The sequence below is a fragment of the Agromyces sp. SYSU T00194 genome (assembly GCF_040496035.1).
Lineage (GTDB): Bacteria > Actinomycetota > Actinomycetes > Actinomycetales > Microbacteriaceae > Agromyces > Agromyces chitinivorans.
The window spans coordinates 13,806-31,674 of record NZ_JBEPJZ010000002.1 but is presented as its reverse complement, the minus strand read 5'-3'; the positions used below and the strand labels follow the sequence as shown (position 1 = coordinate 31,674).

The following is a 17,869-nucleotide window of genomic DNA, read 5'->3' as shown; positions in this document are numbered from 1 at the left end:
CGGCCGCCGAGGCGGCCACGGGCTCAGTCGGCTGTCACAGGCTCAGCGGCGCTTCGTACGCGCGTACGGCGACGACGTGGGCGCACGGCGCACCGTTCGTGCGCTCGACCTGGAGTCGAACGGCATCCACCGGCGGGCCGACCACGGGATGGATCCGCCGCCGCGCGTGGTTGTCCCGAACGACGGCGACGTCGGTCCACACGCCGTCGACACGCGTCTGCACGCGGTACTCCCTCGCGATGGCCGGCATCGAGCGGAACGGGGTGATCGTGCGGTGCAGGTTGTTCAGATGCTCGTTCACCTCGTCGTCGAAGATCACCTGCACCTCCCCGACAGGCACCGGTTCCGCCCATTCCAGCTCGACCCACTCCGGTCGCTCCGGCTCGAGCGGACGAGACGCCCAGAGCTGCGGCCCACCGAACGGGCGCGCGAACCCGCCGACGACGTTCTCGGCACGATAGGCACGTGTGGAGGAGAGGCGGAAGCACGGAGTGCGCCGCGCGAGCGCGCGCCACTCACGGAGCGGCTGCGGGTACTCCGTCACGACCGGGGGCTCGACGTGCTCGAACCCCAGCACGCCGGGGACCACCTCGTCGGCGACGTGCCATCGGATGTCGGCGCCCGCCGCTCGAACGACGATGAAGGCGTTCTGCGGATCCCCCGGTGACCAGTCGAGCGGGATGCGCACCCATTGGGCGGCCCCCTCCGGGACCGCCACCTCGACGGACTGCTCCAACGCGGCGGGTACGTAGTTCTGGGCGAGTCCGGTCGAGTAGAGCTCCACCGTCAGGCGAGCTGGCCGCGATGCATCGAGCAGGAGGTCGATGCCGTCGATCGCGGGGTCCGCCGGCACGAGGATGGCGAGGTCCCGCTCGATCGCGAGGACGCCGTCGGAACGGACCGACTCGGCGACGAACGTGCTGGAGGACGAGACCCGGGCCGACCGTGCGAGGTCGTCCGGATCGTCGTAGGGCAGCCCCAGCACCGATGCGTCCTGTCGGAGGAGGAGGCGCTGCAGCTGGGGCATCCGTGCTCCGGCAAGCTCCCGGGGGGAACTGCGCGTGGTGATGCACAGTGCTGCGGCGGTCCCGGCCGCCTCGCCCACCACGGCACACGTCGCCATCACCCGCGTGCTTCCGAACGCCACGTGGCTCGCGCTGATGTCACGTCCCGCGACGAGCAGGTTGTCGACGTTCGCGGAGTAGAGCGAGCGGAACGGGATGTGGTAGTTGCCGTCCGGCAGCCAGTGCTGGGACGCCGGGGCGTCGGCGTAGACGCCCCCGGTCGGATGCAGGTCGATGGACCAGCCTCCGAACGCGACGCGATCCTCGAACGGCACCTGCCCGAGCACGTCGTTCTGAGTCAGGGTGTGGTCGCCGACGAAGCGTCGGTACTCGCGCTTGCCCGGGACCGAGCCGACCCACTCGAGAGTGAGGTTGTCGGCGTCGAAGCGGCCGGAGTTCTTGATGTAGTCCCACACGCCGTAGATGACGCCCCAGAGCTCGTCGCGGATGCGCTCGTTGTCGTCGACCGCGTCGAGGTCACCGCCCCACTCGATCCACCAGTTGTAGCAACCGTCGCGTTCGGTGCTGATGATGCGGCGCTCGGGTATCGGCGTGGACGCGATGTCGACGGCGAACTCCGGAGGGATGAACTGAACCGGGCGTCCGACGTCGGTGGAGTAGAACAGCATGGTGGAGCCGAGCGTGCGCTGGTCGGGATGCTCCGGCGCCGAGGCCTCGCCGAACTCCGACCGCGCTTCGCGGCCGATGCGATACCAGGCACCCGCGAGATGCCCCAGGAGACCATCACCCGAGCAGTCGATGAACATCGGGGCGCGGAACTCGATCCGACGTTCCGATCCCGTCATCCAGCCCGTCGCCGACGTGATGCGGCGTCCGGATTCGGGCCCGTCGGCGTCCACCTGGGTCACGTCTGTGTTGAGGAACAGGCGGATGTTCTCCTCGGCACGCACGGCCTCGAGAAGGACGAGGTCCCAGAAGTAGGGGTTCCCCTCGGGGTTGCGGAACTGATTCTCGATGAGCAGTTCGCCGATGATGCCGGTCTCGCGCGCGAAGCGGTGTCGGCCCTGGCAGGCCGCCCCGCATACCCACACGCGGACCTCGCTCGAGGAGTTCCCGCCGAGGACGGGCCGGTTGTTGACCAGCGCGACGGAACGGCCGAGACGCGCCGCCGCGATCGCCGCACTGACTCCCGCGAGTCCGCCGCCGACCACCACGATCTCGACCTCTACGACGTCCTCGCGCATGTCTCCCCTTCGGTCGGCCCCACTGCTGCACTGCGGCGGCGCACGTCACGTTAGCATGTCCTCCGGTTGTCAGACAACTCTGCCGGTTCTGGATGCTCGTTGTTCGCCGTGCACGTGCCGCCCGAGGGATCCGCTCAGGCGTCCGGCCGGTCGGCCTCGACGAATCCCAGCCGCTCGTAGAGGTCGAGCGCCGGGTTGCCGCGCGTCACGATGAGCGCGAGCTCGGGCTCGCCCCGGGCGAGGCTGCGCGCCGCGACCTCGGCGATGAGCGCACTTGCGAGACCCCTGCGCTGCGCGTCGAGGCGTGTGACGACGAGCGCGATGAAGGGCGTGCCCCGCCAGTGCGTGGTGAGCACCGCCGCCGCGATGCCGCGGTCGTCCTCGGTGACGAGCCAGCGGTCGCGCAGCGGCGTGCCCCAGTCGCCGGTCGTGCCGCCGCGGTAGTCGTCGACGAGCTGCTCGAGCGTGTCCTCCTCGTCGTCCACGGTTCCGCGGAGGGCGGGCAGGTGCACCTCGGCGAGCGCGCGGAGATCGTCGTCGCGCAGCACTCGGAGGGCGGGGAGCGCAACGGCACGCTCGGCGAGCAGGCGGTTCGAGGCCCGGTAGTAGGGCCGGCGTTCGACGCGTCGCGGTTTGGACTCCATCGCCGACCGAGACTAGCAAGCGCTCGCGATGGAATCAGGTGGCGATGCCCGCCAGGCAATCCAGGTTGGAGACGCGCTCCGTCGACGCCGGATACCTCATGAGCCACGCCGCCGGCCGTATCGGACGCGGGGTGAGATTGCCCTCGCAGTTCGGACAGGTGAAGTCGAGCCGGCGCGCGCAGTCATCGCACCAGGTGCACTCGATCGTGCAGATGAACACGTGCGCATCGTCGGTCGCGAGGTCGCGATCGCAGCATTCGCAGTTGGGTCGGATCTCCAGCATGCGCGCACGCTACCAACGCGGGCCTGCCCGATTCCTGCCATCGATCCGGCTGGACCTCGCGATCGGCTCATCCGGCCGCGGCGGATGCGACGATTCTCGCGGATCGGTCCTGTCGCACACCCACCGTCGAAGCGACTCGGCGGCGCGCGCCCCGCCCGGGCGCGCGCTCCGACGCTCAGTCTGCGTCGCCGATGATGCGCCGGAGGCCTGCGCGCAGCGCGTCGAGCGCCTCCTCGCCACCGATCCGATCGACCACCTCGGAGTGCAACGCCTGTGCGGCCTCCGCGCCTTCGGTGCAGAACGACATCCCGCGCTCGGTGAGCCGCACGATCTGGGCACGACGATCGCTCGGGTCCGGAGTGAGCGTCAGGTAGCCGAGCGCCTCCAGTTCGTGGATGAGCTGGCCCACGGCCTGCCGCGAGATCTCCGTCCTTCCCGCGACGACGGTGATGCGCGTGCCGTCGCGATCCACCGCGCCGAACACCGGCAGATGCCGCATCGCGACCTGCTCGTGGCCGCGCGCAGACATGAGTTCCAGGAACCGCTCGTTCCCGACGTGCAGGGCCTCGCGCAGCAGGTGTCCCACGTCCTCCGCCGCCGCTCGCCGGAACTCCTCGACCTCTGGGGAATACACCGCGCCCTCCCGTCGGTTGCGCAAGGTAGTTGCGAAAGTAGGTTTCGCAAGTCCGCTCGCAGAACTGAGGAGAAAGTCTATGCCCCGCACCAACGCTGCGCTCGCCGTTGGCAACGCGCTTCCCGCGACAGAACTGACCACTGCGGACGGGGGTTCGACAACGATCGCCGAGCTGCTGGACGGCCGACCGGCGGTCGTCCACTTCATGCGCACGTCGACCTGCCCCGCGTGCCTGTCGGTCGGCAAGCGGCTCGCGAGCCTGCACCGCAACGGCGACCTCGGCGACGCACGGGTGATCTTCCTCACGCCGGGAACCGGTGCGGATGCCGCGCAGGCGGCCTCTCGCCTCGACGAGACCGTGCGGGTGGCCGCAGTGGGACCGCACCACGGCGTGTTCGGCCTCCGACGCTCGGGCCAGTTCCAGGAGAGCGCGACCGCGGTCGTCGACGCGGACGGCACCGTGATCCAGGTCACGACCGCCGCGATGCCTGCGAAGAGCTTCGACCGCGCCGCAACCCTGGACGCGATCGCGCAACTCGCGACCCGCTAGTCGCCCGTCGCGGAGGGTCGACGCCTCAGTCGCCCGCCGCCAGGTCGGGCGAGCTGGGGTCGCCGGCGCCGATCCTGGCCGCCGGGGTATCCGGTCGCGGGGCGGCTCCCTGGACGGGACGCCGCCCGTGCCGGGCGCTCATCCCTCGGCGATGAAGTCGAGGATGTCGGCGTCCAGCGCCGCCTGGTAGGCCCCGTGGACACCGTGGGGTGCACCCGGGTAGAGCTTCAGCGTGCCGTCCTCGACCAGCTCGATCGCCTTGAGCGCAGCTGCCTTGATCGGGACGATCTGGTCGTCGTCCCCCTGAGCGATCAGGACCGGAACGGTCAGCGCACGGAGGTCCTCGGTGAAGTCGGTCTCCGAGAACGCCTTGACGCAGTCGTACGCGGCGGCGAGGTTCACGAGCATCCCCTGGCGCCAGAAGTCATCCTTCGCGCCCTGCGAGACCTGCGCACCCTCACGGTTGGCACCGAAGAACGACTCGGAGAGGTCCTTGTAGAACTGGGAGCGATCGTCGAGGACTCCCGCGCGGATGCCGTCGAAGACGTCGATCGGCGTTCCTTCGGGGTTGGAGTCCGACTTGACCATCACCGGCGGGACTGCGCCGACCGTGACCACCTTCGCAACCCTGGAGCCTCCGTGCTTCGCCGCATAGTGGACGACCTCGCCACCACCTGTGGAGTGTCCGACCAGGACGAGGTCGCTGAGATCGAGCGCCTCGACCAGGTCCCGCAGGTCGCAGGCGTACGTATCCATGTCGTTGCCCGTGTACGTCTTCGCGGAACGCCCATGTCCACGGCGGTCGTGAGCGATGGCCCGGTAGCCGGCGTCGGCGAAGAGCTTGAGCTCGCGCTGCCACGCATCGGAGCTCAGCGGCCAGCCGTGGCTGAACAGGACCGGCTGACCGGAGCCCTGCTCCGTGTAGTAGATCTCGGTGCCGTCGCAGGTGGTGATGTAGCTCATGTTCGTTCCTCCGGAGTTGGTGTTGATCAGCGGTATCAACGCTGCTCTGTCGCGGAGGAGGTGTCGTCGCCGCTGGCGCCAGTCCTCGACTGAGGCTGACGGGAACGGCGGACTGGGGGCTAGCTGTAGCCGGTTCCGAGCGGGATCGTGACGGAGATCTCCGTGCCGGCGCCCGGCGGACTGGTGATGGTCAGAGCGCCTCCGACGGCCTCAGTCCGGTCCCGCAGGCCCAGCAGCCCGGACCCGCTGCTCGTGCCTGCTCCACCGACGCCGTCGTCGGCGACCTTCAGCTCCAGGCTGTCGCCGACCACGCCGGCGGTGACTCGGACACCAGTGGCGTCGGCATGCTTGGCCGCGTTGGTCAGCGACTCGGCGACCACGTAGTAGGCCGCGACCTCGATCTCCTCCGGAAGCCGCTCAGCGATGCTCACCGCGAGCTCAGTCGGCACCGTCGAGCGCCGCGCGAGGTTCTTCAGCGCGGCACCGAGACCGCCCCGGGAGAGGATCGCCGGGTGGATCCCGCGCGAGAGCTCCTGCAGATCGGCGTGGACCAGCGACAGGGTCTCCACGGTCCGCTCGATCCGCTCCACGAGCGCCGGCTGGCCGTCGGGCACCGCGTCCGCTGCGGCGCGGAGGTCCAGGCCGAGTGCGACGATTCGCTGTTGTGCACCGTCATGCAGGTCGCGCTCGATCGTCCTTCGCGCCTGGTCAGCCGCCGCGATCACGCGTGCCCGCGAGGCGGTCAGCTGCGTGCGCGCCTCCATGTTGAACACTGCGGTCGCGACGAGGTCCGCGAAGTCGGTGAGACGCGCGCGGAGCTCACGACCGCCCAGCCCGTCCGACGAGCCGACCACGAGCGCACCCCACGTCCGCCCTTCGACGGCGACGGGCACGGCGGAGCCGAACGGCAGCCCGCCTTCCCGCATGCGGTCGGCGATGATGCCCGACGCCTGCTCGTAGTCGAGGTCGAGCGCCTCCCCCGACTCCTTCACGAGGGTGGACAAGTTGTTCCCGCCCAAGGGGAGCTGCTCACCCGGCAGGATCGGAGACACGCCCGTTCGTCGGCCGCTGACCGCAAGGACCATGCACGAGTCGTCGTGATATTGGAGCAGGGAGACCTGCTCAGCGCCCAGGCCCCGGGCAAGTTCGAGCGTCGTCGCGGAGCAGATGTCCGTGAAGTCCGCACGGGAGGCGACGAGCGTGGCCACCTTCCGCAGCGACTCCTGCTGACGTGCGAGCTCCACCGTCCGTTCGTGCAACTCCTGCCTGTCTCGCGCTGCCACGAGCAACGCCTCCAGCGCCGGCACGACCCTCCGGATGCGTCGGTTGTCCGTGCGAGAGAGCTCGGCCGGCACGAGGAGGGCGCCGACCGCGTCGTCGCCGTCACGCAGGGTGACACGTCGTTGCGAAGCACCGGGGACGAGGCCCGGGTCGCCCAGGAGCACTCCCGGCGGCGCAAGGTCGAGCACCTGAGACAACTGGGCGCCCGCCGCGTCGAACATGCGGGGCGAGTCCACCTCCCTCAGCATCGTGCGGGCGAGATCGGCCAGCAGGTCGGCCTCGCGCCTGCGCTGATCCGACTCGGCAGCACGCAGGCGCGACTGCCCCACCAGGAGGTTCGTCAGCAGCGCCAGGACCGTGAACACGAGCACCGCGGGCACCAGCGTCGCGCCGTCCTCGTTGACGTGAACCCACGCGTACGCCACCGCACTGGCCACCGACGTGGCGAGCGCCAGACGGAAGTCCCATCCCGCAGAGACCACCAGCACGCCGAACAGGAACACGGCACCGAACGCGCTGTCAGGGGCGATCTGCGCCAGGAGCTCGACGATCAGCACCTCCACAGCGATCAAGAACGCCGCCACCCCGACTCCCCATGCCAACGGAGGCGAGTAGGGGCGCAGGAGCACGGGGACTGCTCGCTCGAGGAGGCTCGGGTCCAGTGAGTCCGTCCCCATGGCGTCGGCACGCAGTGGCATGACGCCATGCTAGAAGGTGAGGCTAGCCGGAATGCCCTGCGGTCGATCATCTGGAAGTGTGTGTGGGGTGAGACCCGGAGACCACCGCTGGCTGATCGTGGACGACAGCCCCGAGTTCTGTGCTGCCGTCCAGCGAATGCTGGAGACGGCTCAGATGGAGGTGGCGGGGTCAGCCTCGACACTCGCGGACGCGATCGCGCAGGCGCAGGCGCTCCGCCCCACCATCGCCCTCGTCGATGTCGACTTGGGCGGGGAGAGCGGATTCGACGTCGTCAGCACGCTCAGCGACGAGGTCTCACCGGCGCCGATGCTGATCTTGACGTCGACGCATCCTGTCGACGACTTCGTGGACATGGTCGAGTCCAGCGCAGCGCTCGCGTTCGTGCCCAAGTTCGGGCTCACCGCGCGGCTGCTGCTCGACATCCTGGCGCAGGTCGACTAGCTCGGCCCGGGCAGATCAGGCGATCGCGTCCAGGTAGCGGATCACCGCACGGACCCGACGGTGATCGTCCGCAGTGTCGCGCAGGTCCAGCTTCAGCAGGATGCTGCGCACGTGCTTCTCGACGGTGCCTTCGGTGATCCAGAGCCTGCGTCCGATGCCTGCGTTGGACAACCCCTCCGTCATCAGAACCAGAACCTCGCGCTCGCGGCTGCTGAGAGCCGCCAGGGGGTTCTCGCGTCGCTTCACGGAGACGAGCTCCTGGATGAGCGCGGGGTCGATCACGGAGCCACCGTCGGCGACGCGATCGAGGGACTCGAGGAAGTCCGAGACATCGGTGATGCGGTGCTTCAGCAGATAGCCCACGCCACGACCACCATCGAGCAACTCGAGTGCATGATCGACCTCGATATGGGCCGACAGCAGCAGGAGGCTGACCTCGGGGAGCTCGCGTCGGATCTGGAGCGCGGCGTCCAGCCCGTCCTCGGCGAGGTGCGGCGGCATGCGGATGTCGATGACGGCGACGTCCGGCTGGTCAGCCCGAACCAGGCGGAGAAGCTCTTCCGCGTCGCCCACCTGCCCGATCACGTCCATGCCGGAGCGCGACAGGATTCCCACCAGGCCCTCCCGAAGGAGGACGTCGTCATCGGCGACGATCACCCGCAGTCCAGCCATGTCGGTGCGCTCCCTTCAGCGACTCCTCGGCACATGCTTGCATGCGCGAGTTGCCGGCACATTGCGTGCCGGGGCCGGGCGTGCCACAGCGGCCGGAGGGGCACGCGGCCCGCCCGGCCGCTGGTCACGGTCTTCTCAGGCTGCGGCCGGTACTGCGGCTGCCGTCGCGAACGTGGCAATGCTCTGCGCGTAGTGGGGAGTCTCGATCTCGCAGTGCTCGCCTGAGGCCTGCTGGCGGGCCGCGGCGGCCTCCTCGAAGGTCTGGCCGTTGGCACCGATGAACACCATGAAGTCGTCGGTGGGGTGCGAGGTGACGGTGTTGGTGTAGCGGAGCCTGTCACCGTCCAGCTGCTCCATCCGGAGCTCCCAGATGACCTGGGTGGTGGTCCACCCGGCCGGCGTGAGGACGTCGGACAGCGAGACCATCTTGCAGTACGTGGGCGAGGCGACCTCGAAGCGGTACTGCTGGATGACCAGTCCGCTGCCGATCATCTCGACGTTGATCGACATGGGCGTGCCGTCGTCGTCGACCGTGTATCCCGCGGCCTTGTGGTCGCCGGGGGCGCAACGCTGGTACTCGTGGGTGGGGAGCGTCTTGAGCCAGCGCTCGATGTCGATGTGCTCGAATGGCGCGGTCACGTCTGCGGTGACGACGGCGTGGGAGAGCTGCAGCTCGTTGCGAACGGTGGTCATGAGGGTTCCTTTCCGAGGGCCGGCGTACCGGCGGGGTCGATCTCGCGGTGCGGCGTGGACTGATGCCCACGACTTCGAGTCTTGTCCGCCGCACGCCACCGGTCATTGCAGGCGTCGCCACTTCGTCGTACCAGCTACCCGGTAAAGAGCCACCATCCCGCGCAGACCGCCTGCGTCGTTCCAGATGGCCCCTGGGCATCCAACCCGGCCTCCCCTCGTGCTCCCCGCGCGGCGGCGCGCGCCGCGGGCGTCGAGAAGCAGGCGACACATCGGATGCTGCGTCGGCGAGGTGCCGCGCGAGTCAGCCGCCGACCGTGGCCAGGCAGCCGGCGTTGAACACCCGTTGCGTCGACGCGGGGTACTTCTCGAGCCACGCCGCCGGTCGGACCGGGCGCTCGGTCAAGTTGCCGCTGCAGTTCGGGCAGGTGAAGTCGAGCCGGCGCGCGCAGTCGCCGCACCAGGTGCACTCGATCGTGCAGATGAACACGTTCGCGTCATCGGTCGCGAGGTCGCGGTCGCAGCACTCGCAGTTCGGTCGGATCTCCAGCATGCGGTGACGCTAGCAACGCGCGCCAGGCACGGAACAGACGAAAACCGCTCCCGGAAGACCGACTTTCGGCCATCGGCCCTTCTGCGAGGTCACCCGAGTACGGCGTGCACTGCGCATTCCGTGCGATGTCGCGGAGTGCTAGACATGGATCATGTCGGCGGGCGACGCATGAGCTGGGCAACGAGCGTTCCGATCCTCGTCGGCCTGCTCGCGGCGACGGCGGCGCTCGTCGGCGCGATGCTTGCACGGCGGCATGATCGGCAGCAGCAGGCCCGCGTGCTCATGATCGCACCGGCCGAGAGCTTCTCGCGTGCCACGTTGGCGGCTCTGGCGGCACTTCGGCACGTGACTCCGCCGAGCACGAACACCGAAGACGTGCTCCCACATCGCAACGACTTCCTCCTCACGTCGGTCGACGTGCGCAACGAGCGCCTTGCCGCCTGCCATGATGCCCTGGATCAGGTCCGGATCGAGCGCGCACATGTGAGACTGATGTTCCACCCGTCGTCGTGGTCCGCGGAGTGGTCGAGACGGGTGCTCGCGCACCTTCGACATTGCATCCAGGATGCCGAGCGGTTCTACATGGAGCACGACGCGTCGGTCGCTTCGGGCGACGAACGGCTCTGGCAGTCGGAGCGTCGCGAACCACTTCGCGACTCGTACAAGTCAGAGCGCGCCTTCACCTATGCCGCACTCGACGAGTTCTTCGACGACGTCGCAGTCCGCCTCATTCGACCGACATGGAATCCGAGGCGTATCCCCGTTGCCGTCGCGAGCCGCACAGGCGAGACTGCCGAGCACGGCCCTCCGCCCGCGGGCTAGCCTGACACACGTAGACCTGTGGGGACGACGAAGCCCCGGCGAGAAATTGCTTCTCACCGGGGCTTCTGCCACGGTCGGGCTGACAGGATTTGAACCTGCGACCCCTTGACCCCCAGTCAAGTGCGCTACCAAGCTGCGCCACAGCCCGTGGACAACCTGACCATCATAACGGAGCACCGGCCCCGCGAACGAATCGGCGCCGCACCGAATCTCAGAGCAGCTTCCCGATCATCGCGGCCGCCCGCGCGGCGCCGTCGGTCTCGACCGGCCGGTAGTCGACCGGCGCACCGACGAGCGACGCCATGGCGCTCGCGAGCGCGTCGGGCGAGAGCTCGGAGTACTGCATGCACCGCCCGGCGCGATAGCGATCGAGCCGCGCCCGAACGTGGAAGTTCTGCTCGAAGTGGTCGCGCAGCGGCACGTAGATGAACGGCACCCGGCAGGCGGCGAGCTCCATGGTCGTGGTGAGGCCGCCCTGCACGATCGCCAGGTCGCACGCGGCGAGGTGGCGGTACAGCCGGTCGACGTAGGCGCGGTACTCGACGCCGTCGATCTGCGGCAGCGTGGCCGGGTCGATCCGCGGGCCGGTCACCACGATCATCCGCAGCTCGGGGATCGCCCGCTTCGCCTCGGGGTAGGCGGCGACCACGCGGCGGATCAGGTCGGTGCCGACGCCCGACCCGCCGACCGAGACGATGCACACCCGCTCGTCGTCGCGGTACCCGAGCTCGGCCCGCAACGCCTCGCGCGAACCGAGCGCCGCCGGGTCGAACCCGGTCACGTACCCGGCGAATTCGAAGTGGTCCTCGGTCCAGTCGCGAATCAGGGGCATCCCCTCGCCGAACCGGTCGGGCACGATGTCGTCGGGCGAGCCGACGAACACCGCCGCATCCCGCACCCGACCGTAGCGCTCGACGTGCGCGATCATCTCCTGGTTGTAGTCGGCCACGACCGCCGCCTCGCGCGCCCCGCGTTCGGGAATCGGCAGGTAGCCGACGAAGTCGGTCATCCACGCGAGCGCCCCGCGCTTCAGGTTCGGGTTCTCGTGCAGGTAGTGGTCGACCTCCCACGACTCGTCGGCGATGATCAGGTCGTACTCGCCGCGCTGGGCGACCTCGTCGAACACCATGAAGTTGTGCACGAGAATCTCGTCCATCGTGCGCAGCGACTGGAACACCGCGAGCGAGTGGTCACTGCACTCCGACTCGATGTGCGCCGACTCGCCGGCGAGGGCAGCGGATGCCTCGTGGATGCGCTCCCCCGCCGCATCCAGCACCCGGGTCACCGGGTCCTGTGCGAGCCAGTCGATCTGCAGGTCGGGATGCAGCGTGCGCAACTCCCCCGCGATGGCGATGTCGCGACGTGCGTGCCCGAGACCGATCGGCGACGACAGGTAGAGCGCCGACTTCGGCCGGCTGATGCCGACGTGCCAGGTCGCCGCCTCGTCGCGTCGGCCGTACACGCGGTCGGCGAACCCCTTGATGAGGTGGTTGACCTTCACCGGGAACCGCGTGTGCGGCGAGTGCCCCGAGCCCTCGATCAGCACGAGGTCTGAGCCCGGGATCCACTCGTGCAGGAGCTCCGAGCTGCCCGGGTGCACGATGCGGTCGTCGGTGCCGTGCATCAGCAGCACCGGCACGTCGATCGAGCGGATGCGCCGCTCCATGTCGTCCACGTCGAGGTCGGCGTAGTCCACCTCGGTCGCCGCGAGCACGTCGCCCGTCGTCTCCATCGCCCAGCCGACGCCGTCGTCCCAGGCCTTGGTCGAGTGCGGGTCGGAGACCACCTCGGCGACGAACCACTCGGCGAAGTCGCGGTAGTCGGTGCGCCAGTAGTCGGGGTCGTACTTCGCCCAGCCCTCGGGTCGCTCGCCGGGCGCGGGCGGTTCGGGCGCCTGACGGTCGACCATGGGCACGACCCACTCGTGAGCGGCGCCGATCGTGACGACCCCGTCGACCCGCCCCGGATGCAGCGCGGCGAGCGTGATCGCGAGCTCACCACCCATCGAGTAGCCGACGACGACGCACCGCTTCGTTCCCGTGGCGTCGAGCACGGCGATCGCGTCGGCGTCGCGGTTCGCCCACGAGTACCGACCGGGGTCCGCCGGCCGCGACGACCGCCCGTTGCCCACCGCGTCGAACAGCACGACCCGGTAGTGCCGGGCGAGGAACGAGACCTGCATCTTCCAGTTGCGCGAGTGCACCAGTTCCCAGGTCGGCGCGAGCAGGATGGTCGGCCCGTCCGCCCCGTACACCTCCCAGTGCACGCTCGCCCCGGCCCGCTCGACCGAGCCCTCCGCCGTCGGCATCGTCGCCCTCATGACCGCACCTCCTCCTCGAGCGCCGCGAGGCGCGCCTCCTCCGCGGCGATCAGCCGCCCGATCGCCCGCAGCGCGTCGCGGAACGGCCGCGTCGGCCCCTCGGTGCCGCTCAGGATCATCGCCTCCGCCCCGATGAACGCCGCACTCACGAGCGCGACCATCTCCTCGACGGTCAAGGCACCGAAGCGGATGCCCCGTGCCGACGCCCGCCGCGCGGCATCCGTCAGCACCGACGTCCAGCCGTCGTAGATGCGGCGCACCCGCGCCCCCACGACCTCGGTCGACCACCCGGCCGCCATCATCTCGTGCAGGATGCGCACGTAGCCCGAGTCGAGGTCGTCGTCGAGGTAGTCGCATGCCCGTGCCCACTGCGCCGACAGCGGTTCGTCGCCGGCGTAGAGCGCCGCCTGTCGATCGACGAGCGAGGCGTCCTCCGCCTCGAGCACGCTCAGTACGAGTTGCTCGCGCGTGCCGAAGTGGTAGTGGATCTGCGACTGCGGCACGTCGGCCTCGTCGGCGACCTTGCGCGTCGAGAGCGCGGCGAATCCGTCGCGGAGCACCAGCTCGCGGGCCGCACCGAGAATCGCCGCCCGGGTATCGCTGCTCGCCATCGTGGCTCCCCCTGCCTGTTCGATCGGTTTTCGATCGATCGACCGAACGAATCTGCGAGGAGATTACCGCCGGGTGCGAGTGCTGTCAACGGTGCCGGCACGACGTCGAGGAGCGAGCGGATGCCCCGAGCCGGCGCCGCCCTCAGTCGACCCCCGCGACGAATGCGCCCGTCGCACCGCGCAACCGCCGCACCGCAGCCGGATACCGGCGCAGGTGCCCCGCCGCGACCGCCTCCGCCCCGGCGGCGAGATCCGCGTGCGTGCGGGCATGCGCGCCGCCGACACGACGGGCGTGCTCGGCGAAGATCAGCGCGTCGCGGTGGTCGCCGAGCAGGTCGTGGATCGCCTCGCCGGCCGCGGCGAGCTGCCGTGCGCGCTCCCCCAGCACCTCGGTCGGCGGCTCCGACACCGCCTCCGCCGCGTAGCGCAGTCGCCGTGCCGCCTTGCGGGCGCGATGCAGCCGCTCGGGCGACGAGTCGGCGCGCATCGCCCGCAGCATCGCTCGATGCGCCTCGTCCGCGAGCAACGCGCCGACCATCGGAACCGCAGCCAGGTCGGCGCGCGCCGTGAACCGCGGATCGGCGCAGAAGGCGTCGAGCATCCGCGCACGGGCATCCGCGCCCGGGCCCGTCATGAGCTCGGCGAGCCGAGCGTGCGCCTCGGAATACTCCGCGCGCACGTCGTCGACCAGGCGCACGCGCATCGCCGCCGGCGCATCCGGCAGCCCCTTCAGGGCCTCCTCGGCGTACCGCGCACGCACCTCGAGGTCGCGCACCCTGCCGAGCTCCTCGCCGTAGCGCGCGTACGTGCGCCGCAGGTCGTCCACCCGCGCGCCGTCGAACAGCGGCCGGTACGCGGCGAGCACGCTGCGCAACCGCCGCACGTGCGTGCGCAGCTGATGCACCGCGTCCGGCGCATCGGAGCGCGCGGCCGGCTCGAGCTCGCGGATGCGCGCCGCGAGGTGCGCGATCGCCGCCAGCACGGCGTCGCCCGCACGTTCCGGCGCGTGCTCCCCCACCACCTCAGGCTACGACCGGGCGCCGCCCCGCGGCATCCGTTCGACCCCCGGGCATCCGCTCGGCCTCACGGCGGCTACGAGCGCTGGCGCTTCTCGCGCACGCGCATGTTCGTGATGATCGGCGTGCCCTCGAAGCCGTACACCTCGCGGAGGCGCCGCTGGATGAACCGGCGGTAGCCCGGGTCGAGGAACCCGGTCGTGAAGAGCACGAACGTCGGCGGGCGGGTCGCCGCCTGGGTGCCGAACAGGATGCGCGGCTGCTTGCCGCCGCGCAGCGGGTGCGGGTGCTCCTGCACGAGCTCGGTGAGGAAGGCGTTGAACTTGCCCGTCGGGATGCGCGTGTCCCACGACTCGAGCGCGGTCTCGAGCGCGGGCACGAGCTTCTCGAGGTGGCGGCCGGTGCGCGCCGAGATGTTCACCCGCGGCGCCCACGCCACGTGCGCGAGGTCCTGCTCGATCTCGCGCTCCAGGTAGCGGCGGCGGTCGTCGTCGAGGAGGTCCCACTTGTTGAACGCCAGCACGAGCGCACGGCCCGACTCGAGCACGAGGTCGATGATGCGCACGTCCTGCTCGCTGAGCGCCTGGGTCACGTCGAGCAGCACGACCGCGACCTCGGCCTTCTCGAGCGCGGCCTGGGTGCGCAACGAGGCGTAGAAGTCGGCGCCCTGCTGCAGGTGCACGCGGCGACGGATGCCCGCCGTGTCGACGAAGCGCCAGACCTTGCCGCCGAGCTCGATCTGCTCGTCGACCGGGTCGCGCGTCGTGCCGGCGAGGTCGTTGACGACCACGCGCTCCTCGCGGGCGGCCTTGTTCAGCAGGCTCGACTTGCCGACGTTCGGGCGGCCGAGGATCGCCACGCGACGCGGGCCGCCGACCTCCTGCTTCGCCACGGCCGACTCCTGCGGCAGCACGCGGAAGACCTCCTCGAGGAGGTCCGCGACGCCGCGGCCGTGCAGCGCCGAGACCGGGTGCGGCTCGCCGAGGCCGAGGTTCCAGAGTGCCGCAGCCTCGGGCTCCTGCCGGAGGTCGTCGACCTTGTTGGCGACGAGGAACACCGGCTTCTTCGCCTGCCGCAGCAGCCGCACGACGTGCTCGTCGGTCGAGGTGGCGCCGACGGTGGCGTCGACCACGAACAGCACGACATCGCACAGCTCGATCGCGACCTCGGCCTGGGCGGCGACGGATGCGTCGATGCCGCGCGCGTCGGGCTCCCACCCGCCCGTGTCGACCAGCGTGAAGCGGCGGTCGAGCCACTCGCCCTTGTACGAGACGCGGTCGCGGGTGACGCCGGGCGTGTCCTCGACGACGGCCTCGCGGCGGCCGAGGATGCGGTTCACGAGCGCCGACTTGCCGACGTTGGGACGGCCGACGATCGCGATGACCGGCAGTGCCGGCAGGAACCGCACGCCGTCCTCGTCGAGCTCGCCGCCCTCGAGCACCTCGAGGTCCTCGTCGTCGAGCTCGTAGTCGTCGAGACCGCTGCGCAGCACCGCCGCGCGCTGGTCGGCGAGGTCGTCGTCGACTGCCGCGAGGCGCTCGACGAGGTCGTCCTCGACGCCCTCGTACTCGTCGTCGGGTCCGCTCATCGTGGTGCTCCCTGCTCTGCGGATGTCTGGTGGGCGGATGCCTCCGGGGCATCCGCCGCCTGCCGGCCCTGCTCCTGGCGCACGCCGTCGATGACGGCGATCACCGCGAGCACGGTCTGGTCGAAGTCGAGGTGGGTCGAATCGACCGTCGTGACGCCCTCGGCGGCGGTCATGAAGTCGACGACCTGCGCGTCGGCCCGGTCGCGGCGACGCAGCTGCTCCCCCGCGCCGTCGGCCGACGAGCCGACGAGCTCGGCCGTGCGACGCGCGATGCGCACGTCCTCGTCGGCGGTGAGCAGGATGCGCACGGGCGCGTCGGGCGCCACGACGGTCGTGATGTCACGGCCCTCGATGACGATGCCCGCCTGGGGGGCATCCGCCGCGATCACCCGGAATCGGGCGATGAGCTCCCGCCGCACCTCGGGCACGCGCGCGATGGCGCTCACGACGCCCGAGATGCGCGGCTCGCGGATCGCGGCGGTCACGTCGACATCGCCGACGTGCACGATCGCACCGGTGTTGTCGGTGCCGAGGTCGAGCGCGAACGCCGGCAGGTGCGCGACGACCGCCGCGGCGTCCTCGGGGTCGAGTCCGGCGTCGAGCACGCTCCACGCGAGCGCGCGGTACGCGGCGCCCGTGTCGAGGATGCCGAAGCCGAGCCGGCGGGCGACCGCCTTGCTCACGCTCGACTTGCCGCTGCCCGCGGGTCCGTCGATCGCCACGACCATGGTCTGCTGCTGCATCATCCCGCAATCCGCCAGCCGCGCTGGCTCAGTTCCTCGGTGAGCGACTCGACCGCCTCGGGCACGATCGCCAGCTCGGCGAGGCCCACGGGCGCGCCGGGCGAGTGCTCCATGCGGAAGTCCTCGATGTTCACGCCGATGTCGCCGACGTCCTGGAAGAGTCGCGCGAGCTGCCCCGGACGGTCGTCGACCATGACGACCACGGGGGTGAAGCGCCGGTCGACGCCGTGCTTGCCGGGCAGGCGCCCGACGCCGGTGTTGCCGCCGAGGAGCTCCTCCGCGATGCGGCGGCGCGCGCCCGGCGCATCGACGTCGCCGAGCGCGGCGATGAAGCGGTCGAGGTCGTCGCGGTACGCGGCGAGGATCTCGACGACGGGCGCGGCGTTCGCGCCGAGGATCTGCACCCACAGCTCGGGGTCGCTCGCGGCCACGCGGGTCACGTCGCGCACGCCCTGGCCGGCGAGGTTCAGCGCCGACGGCGCGCCGTCGACGAGGCGCCTGGCCATGAGGCTCGACACGACCTGCGGCACGTGCGAGATGAGCGCGACGGCGGCGTCGTGCTGCTCGGGCGTCATCTCGACGAGCGTCGCGCCGAGGTCGAGGATGAGGTCGTCGACGACGCCGCCCCGCCGGTAGGTGATGCCGTCGTGCGCGGCCACCACCCACGGACGGCCCGCGAACAGGTCGGCGCGGCCCGACATGGGCCCGCCGCGCTCACGGCCGGCGAGCGGATGCGACCCGATGTAGCGCGACACGTCGGCCCCGCGCTCGCGCAGTTCGTCGAGGATGCGCAGCTTCACGCTCGCCACGTCGGTCACGATCGCGTCCGGGTACGCGTCGAGCTCGGCGGCGACCGTGTCGGCCGTGACGTCCGGCGGCACGCAGACCACGATCAGCTGCGGGGCGTCGCCCTCGGCCGCCGGGCGCCCGGCGCCGTAGTCGACGGCGATGCCGAGGTGGGTGGGCGACGCGTCGGCGAGGATCACGTCGATGCCGCGGGCGCGCAGGCCGAGGCCCACGCTCGATCCGAGCAGTCCGACCCCGACGACGCGCACCGGTCCGGTGAGGCGACTGTCGGCCACTGGTGATT

Annotated in this window: 18 protein-coding genes and 1 tRNA gene; 3 read left to right on the top strand and 16 right to left on the bottom strand. The window is 70.6% G+C overall.

The features are described 5' to 3' along the window. Positions 1-34: 34 nt before the first annotated feature. The 4 genes from ABZK10_RS12915 to ABZK10_RS12900 form a co-directional block, all read right to left on the bottom strand. Positions 35-2,269 (bottom strand): FAD-dependent oxidoreductase, encoded by a 2,235-nt coding sequence (locus ABZK10_RS12915; protein ID WP_353809703.1) that lies wholly within the window; start codon positions 2,267-2,269, stop codon positions 35-37. A gap of 134 nt (positions 2,270-2,403) precedes the next feature. Next, the gene (locus ABZK10_RS12910; protein ID WP_353809702.1) at positions 2,404-2,913 is read right to left on the bottom strand and encodes a GNAT family N-acetyltransferase; all 510 of its coding nucleotides are present in this window, start codon (positions 2,911-2,913) and stop codon (positions 2,404-2,406) included. A 34-nt stretch (positions 2,914-2,947) separates the two neighbouring features. Continuing rightward, positions 2,948-3,196, bottom strand: coding sequence for a DUF1272 domain-containing protein (locus ABZK10_RS12905; protein ID WP_353809701.1), 249 nt, complete (start codon positions 3,194-3,196; stop codon positions 2,948-2,950). A gap of 175 nt (positions 3,197-3,371) precedes the next feature. Then, positions 3,372-3,830 carry a MarR family winged helix-turn-helix transcriptional regulator gene (locus ABZK10_RS12900; protein ID WP_353809700.1) on the bottom strand — a complete coding sequence of 153 codons (459 nt, stop codon included), beginning with the start codon at positions 3,828-3,830 and terminating at the stop codon, positions 3,372-3,374. A 79-nt stretch (positions 3,831-3,909) separates the two neighbouring features. On the opposite strand from ABZK10_RS12900, the gene ABZK10_RS12895 reads away from it, so the two are divergent. After that, positions 3,910-4,380, top strand: a complete 471-nt coding sequence (locus tag ABZK10_RS12895) for a TlpA family protein disulfide reductase (RefSeq protein WP_353809699.1) — start codon at positions 3,910-3,912, stop codon at positions 4,378-4,380. A 138-nt stretch (positions 4,381-4,518) separates the two neighbouring features. Here the strand turns inward: ABZK10_RS12895 and ABZK10_RS12890 are convergent, their stop codons facing one another. Beyond that, a complete protein-coding gene (locus tag ABZK10_RS12890) occupies positions 4,519-5,343 on the bottom strand; it encodes an alpha/beta fold hydrolase (RefSeq protein ID WP_353809698.1) in 825 nt (274 codons plus the stop codon). A 119-nt stretch (positions 5,344-5,462) separates the two neighbouring features. Further along, positions 5,463-7,322 (bottom strand): sensor histidine kinase, encoded by a 1,860-nt coding sequence (locus ABZK10_RS12885; protein WP_353809697.1) that lies wholly within the window; start codon positions 7,320-7,322, stop codon positions 5,463-5,465. Between the two features lie 97 nt (positions 7,323-7,419). On the opposite strand from ABZK10_RS12885, the gene ABZK10_RS12880 reads away from it, so the two are divergent. Beyond that, positions 7,420-7,764 (top strand): response regulator, encoded by a 345-nt coding sequence (locus ABZK10_RS12880; protein WP_353809695.1) that lies wholly within the window; start codon positions 7,420-7,422, stop codon positions 7,762-7,764. Positions 7,765-7,779: 15 nt separating this feature from the next. On the opposite strand, the gene ABZK10_RS12875 is transcribed toward ABZK10_RS12880, so the two are convergent. The 3 genes from ABZK10_RS12875 to ABZK10_RS12865 form a co-directional block, all read right to left on the bottom strand. After that, positions 7,780-8,436: a response regulator gene (locus ABZK10_RS12875; protein ID WP_353809693.1), complete on the bottom strand. Its 657-nt coding sequence runs from the start codon at positions 8,434-8,436 to the stop codon at positions 7,780-7,782. Between the two features lie 135 nt (positions 8,437-8,571). Continuing rightward, on the bottom strand, positions 8,572-9,129 hold the full coding sequence (locus ABZK10_RS12870; protein WP_353809692.1) for a hypothetical protein: 558 nt from the start codon (positions 9,127-9,129) through the stop codon (positions 8,572-8,574). A 301-nt stretch (positions 9,130-9,430) separates the two neighbouring features. Continuing rightward, on the bottom strand, positions 9,431-9,679 hold the full coding sequence (locus tag ABZK10_RS12865; protein WP_353809691.1) for a DUF1272 domain-containing protein: 249 nt from the start codon (positions 9,677-9,679) through the stop codon (positions 9,431-9,433). 144 nt (positions 9,680-9,823) lie between these two features. Between ABZK10_RS12865 and ABZK10_RS12860 the strand changes: the two genes are divergently transcribed. Next, the gene (locus ABZK10_RS12860) at positions 9,824-10,501 is read left to right on the top strand and encodes a hypothetical protein (protein WP_353809690.1); all 678 of its coding nucleotides are present in this window, start codon (positions 9,824-9,826) and stop codon (positions 10,499-10,501) included. 74 nt (positions 10,502-10,575) lie between these two features. Here the strand turns inward: ABZK10_RS12860 and ABZK10_RS12855 are convergent. The 7 genes from ABZK10_RS12855 to ABZK10_RS12825 all read right to left on the bottom strand — a co-directional run bounded on the left by ABZK10_RS12855 (position 10,576) and on the right by ABZK10_RS12825 (position 17,861). Then, a tRNA-Pro gene (locus tag ABZK10_RS12855) sits at positions 10,576-10,649 on the bottom strand. Between the two features lie 63 nt (positions 10,650-10,712). Next, positions 10,713-12,821 carry an alpha/beta hydrolase gene (locus ABZK10_RS12850; RefSeq protein WP_353809689.1) on the bottom strand — a complete coding sequence of 703 codons (2,109 nt, stop codon included), beginning with the start codon at positions 12,819-12,821 and terminating at the stop codon, positions 10,713-10,715. Next, entirely contained in the window at positions 12,818-13,432 is a 615-nt protein-coding gene (locus tag ABZK10_RS12845) for a TetR/AcrR family transcriptional regulator (RefSeq protein WP_353809688.1), read from the bottom strand. The genes ABZK10_RS12850 and ABZK10_RS12845 overlap by 4 nt, the downstream gene beginning before the upstream one ends. A gap of 142 nt (positions 13,433-13,574) precedes the next feature. Beyond that, a complete protein-coding gene (locus ABZK10_RS12840) occupies positions 13,575-14,450 on the bottom strand; it encodes a CHAD domain-containing protein (RefSeq protein ID WP_353809687.1) in 876 nt (291 codons plus the stop codon). A gap of 74 nt (positions 14,451-14,524) precedes the next feature. Beyond that, positions 14,525-16,036 (bottom strand): ribosome biogenesis GTPase Der, encoded by a 1,512-nt coding sequence (gene der, locus ABZK10_RS12835; RefSeq protein ID WP_353809686.1) that lies wholly within the window; start codon positions 16,034-16,036, stop codon positions 14,525-14,527. Beyond that, positions 16,033-16,782: a (d)CMP kinase gene (cmk, locus tag ABZK10_RS12830; protein WP_353809685.1), complete on the bottom strand. Its 750-nt coding sequence runs from the start codon at positions 16,780-16,782 to the stop codon at positions 16,033-16,035. Before cmk ends, der begins: the two co-directional genes overlap by 4 nt. After that, complete coding sequence (locus ABZK10_RS12825; RefSeq protein WP_353809683.1) at positions 16,779-17,861, bottom strand: prephenate dehydrogenase; 1,083 nt, start codon at positions 17,859-17,861, stop codon at positions 16,779-16,781. Before ABZK10_RS12825 ends, cmk begins: the two co-directional genes overlap by 4 nt. Positions 17,862-17,869 lie beyond the last annotated feature (8 nt).

Coding starts and splice junctions, on each gene's coding strand:
- ABZK10_RS12915 (WP_353809703.1), bottom strand. CDS start 2,269: ATGCGCGAGGACGTCGTAGAGGTCGAGATCGTGGTGGTCGGCGGCGGA.
- ABZK10_RS12910 (WP_353809702.1), bottom strand. CDS start 2,913: ATGGAGTCCAAACCGCGACGCGTCGAACGCCGGCCCTACTACCGGGCC.
- ABZK10_RS12905 (WP_353809701.1), bottom strand. CDS start 3,196: ATGCTGGAGATCCGACCCAACTGCGAATGCTGCGATCGCGACCTCGCG.
- ABZK10_RS12895 (WP_353809699.1), top strand. CDS start 3,910: ATGCCCCGCACCAACGCTGCGCTCGCCGTTGGCAACGCGCTTCCCGCG.
- ABZK10_RS12890 (WP_353809698.1), bottom strand. CDS start 5,343: ATGAGCTACATCACCACCTGCGACGGCACCGAGATCTACTACACGGAG.
- ABZK10_RS12885 (WP_353809697.1), bottom strand. CDS start 7,322: ATGCCACTGCGTGCCGACGCCATGGGGACGGACTCACTGGACCCGAGC.
- ABZK10_RS12875 (WP_353809693.1), bottom strand. CDS start 8,436: ATGGCTGGACTGCGGGTGATCGTCGCCGATGACGACGTCCTCCTTCGG.
- ABZK10_RS12870 (WP_353809692.1), bottom strand. CDS start 9,129: ATGACCACCGTTCGCAACGAGCTGCAGCTCTCCCACGCCGTCGTCACC.
- ABZK10_RS12865 (WP_353809691.1), bottom strand. CDS start 9,679: ATGCTGGAGATCCGACCGAACTGCGAGTGCTGCGACCGCGACCTCGCG.
- ABZK10_RS12860 (WP_353809690.1), top strand. CDS start 9,824: ATGGATCATGTCGGCGGGCGACGCATGAGCTGGGCAACGAGCGTTCCG.
- ABZK10_RS12850 (WP_353809689.1), bottom strand. CDS start 12,821: ATGAGGGCGACGATGCCGACGGCGGAGGGCTCGGTCGAGCGGGCCGGG.
- ABZK10_RS12845 (WP_353809688.1), bottom strand. CDS start 13,432: ATGGCGAGCAGCGATACCCGGGCGGCGATTCTCGGTGCGGCCCGCGAG.
- der (WP_353809686.1), bottom strand. CDS start 16,036: ATGAGCGGACCCGACGACGAGTACGAGGGCGTCGAGGACGACCTCGTC.
- cmk (WP_353809685.1), bottom strand. CDS start 16,782: ATGATGCAGCAGCAGACCATGGTCGTGGCGATCGACGGACCCGCGGGC.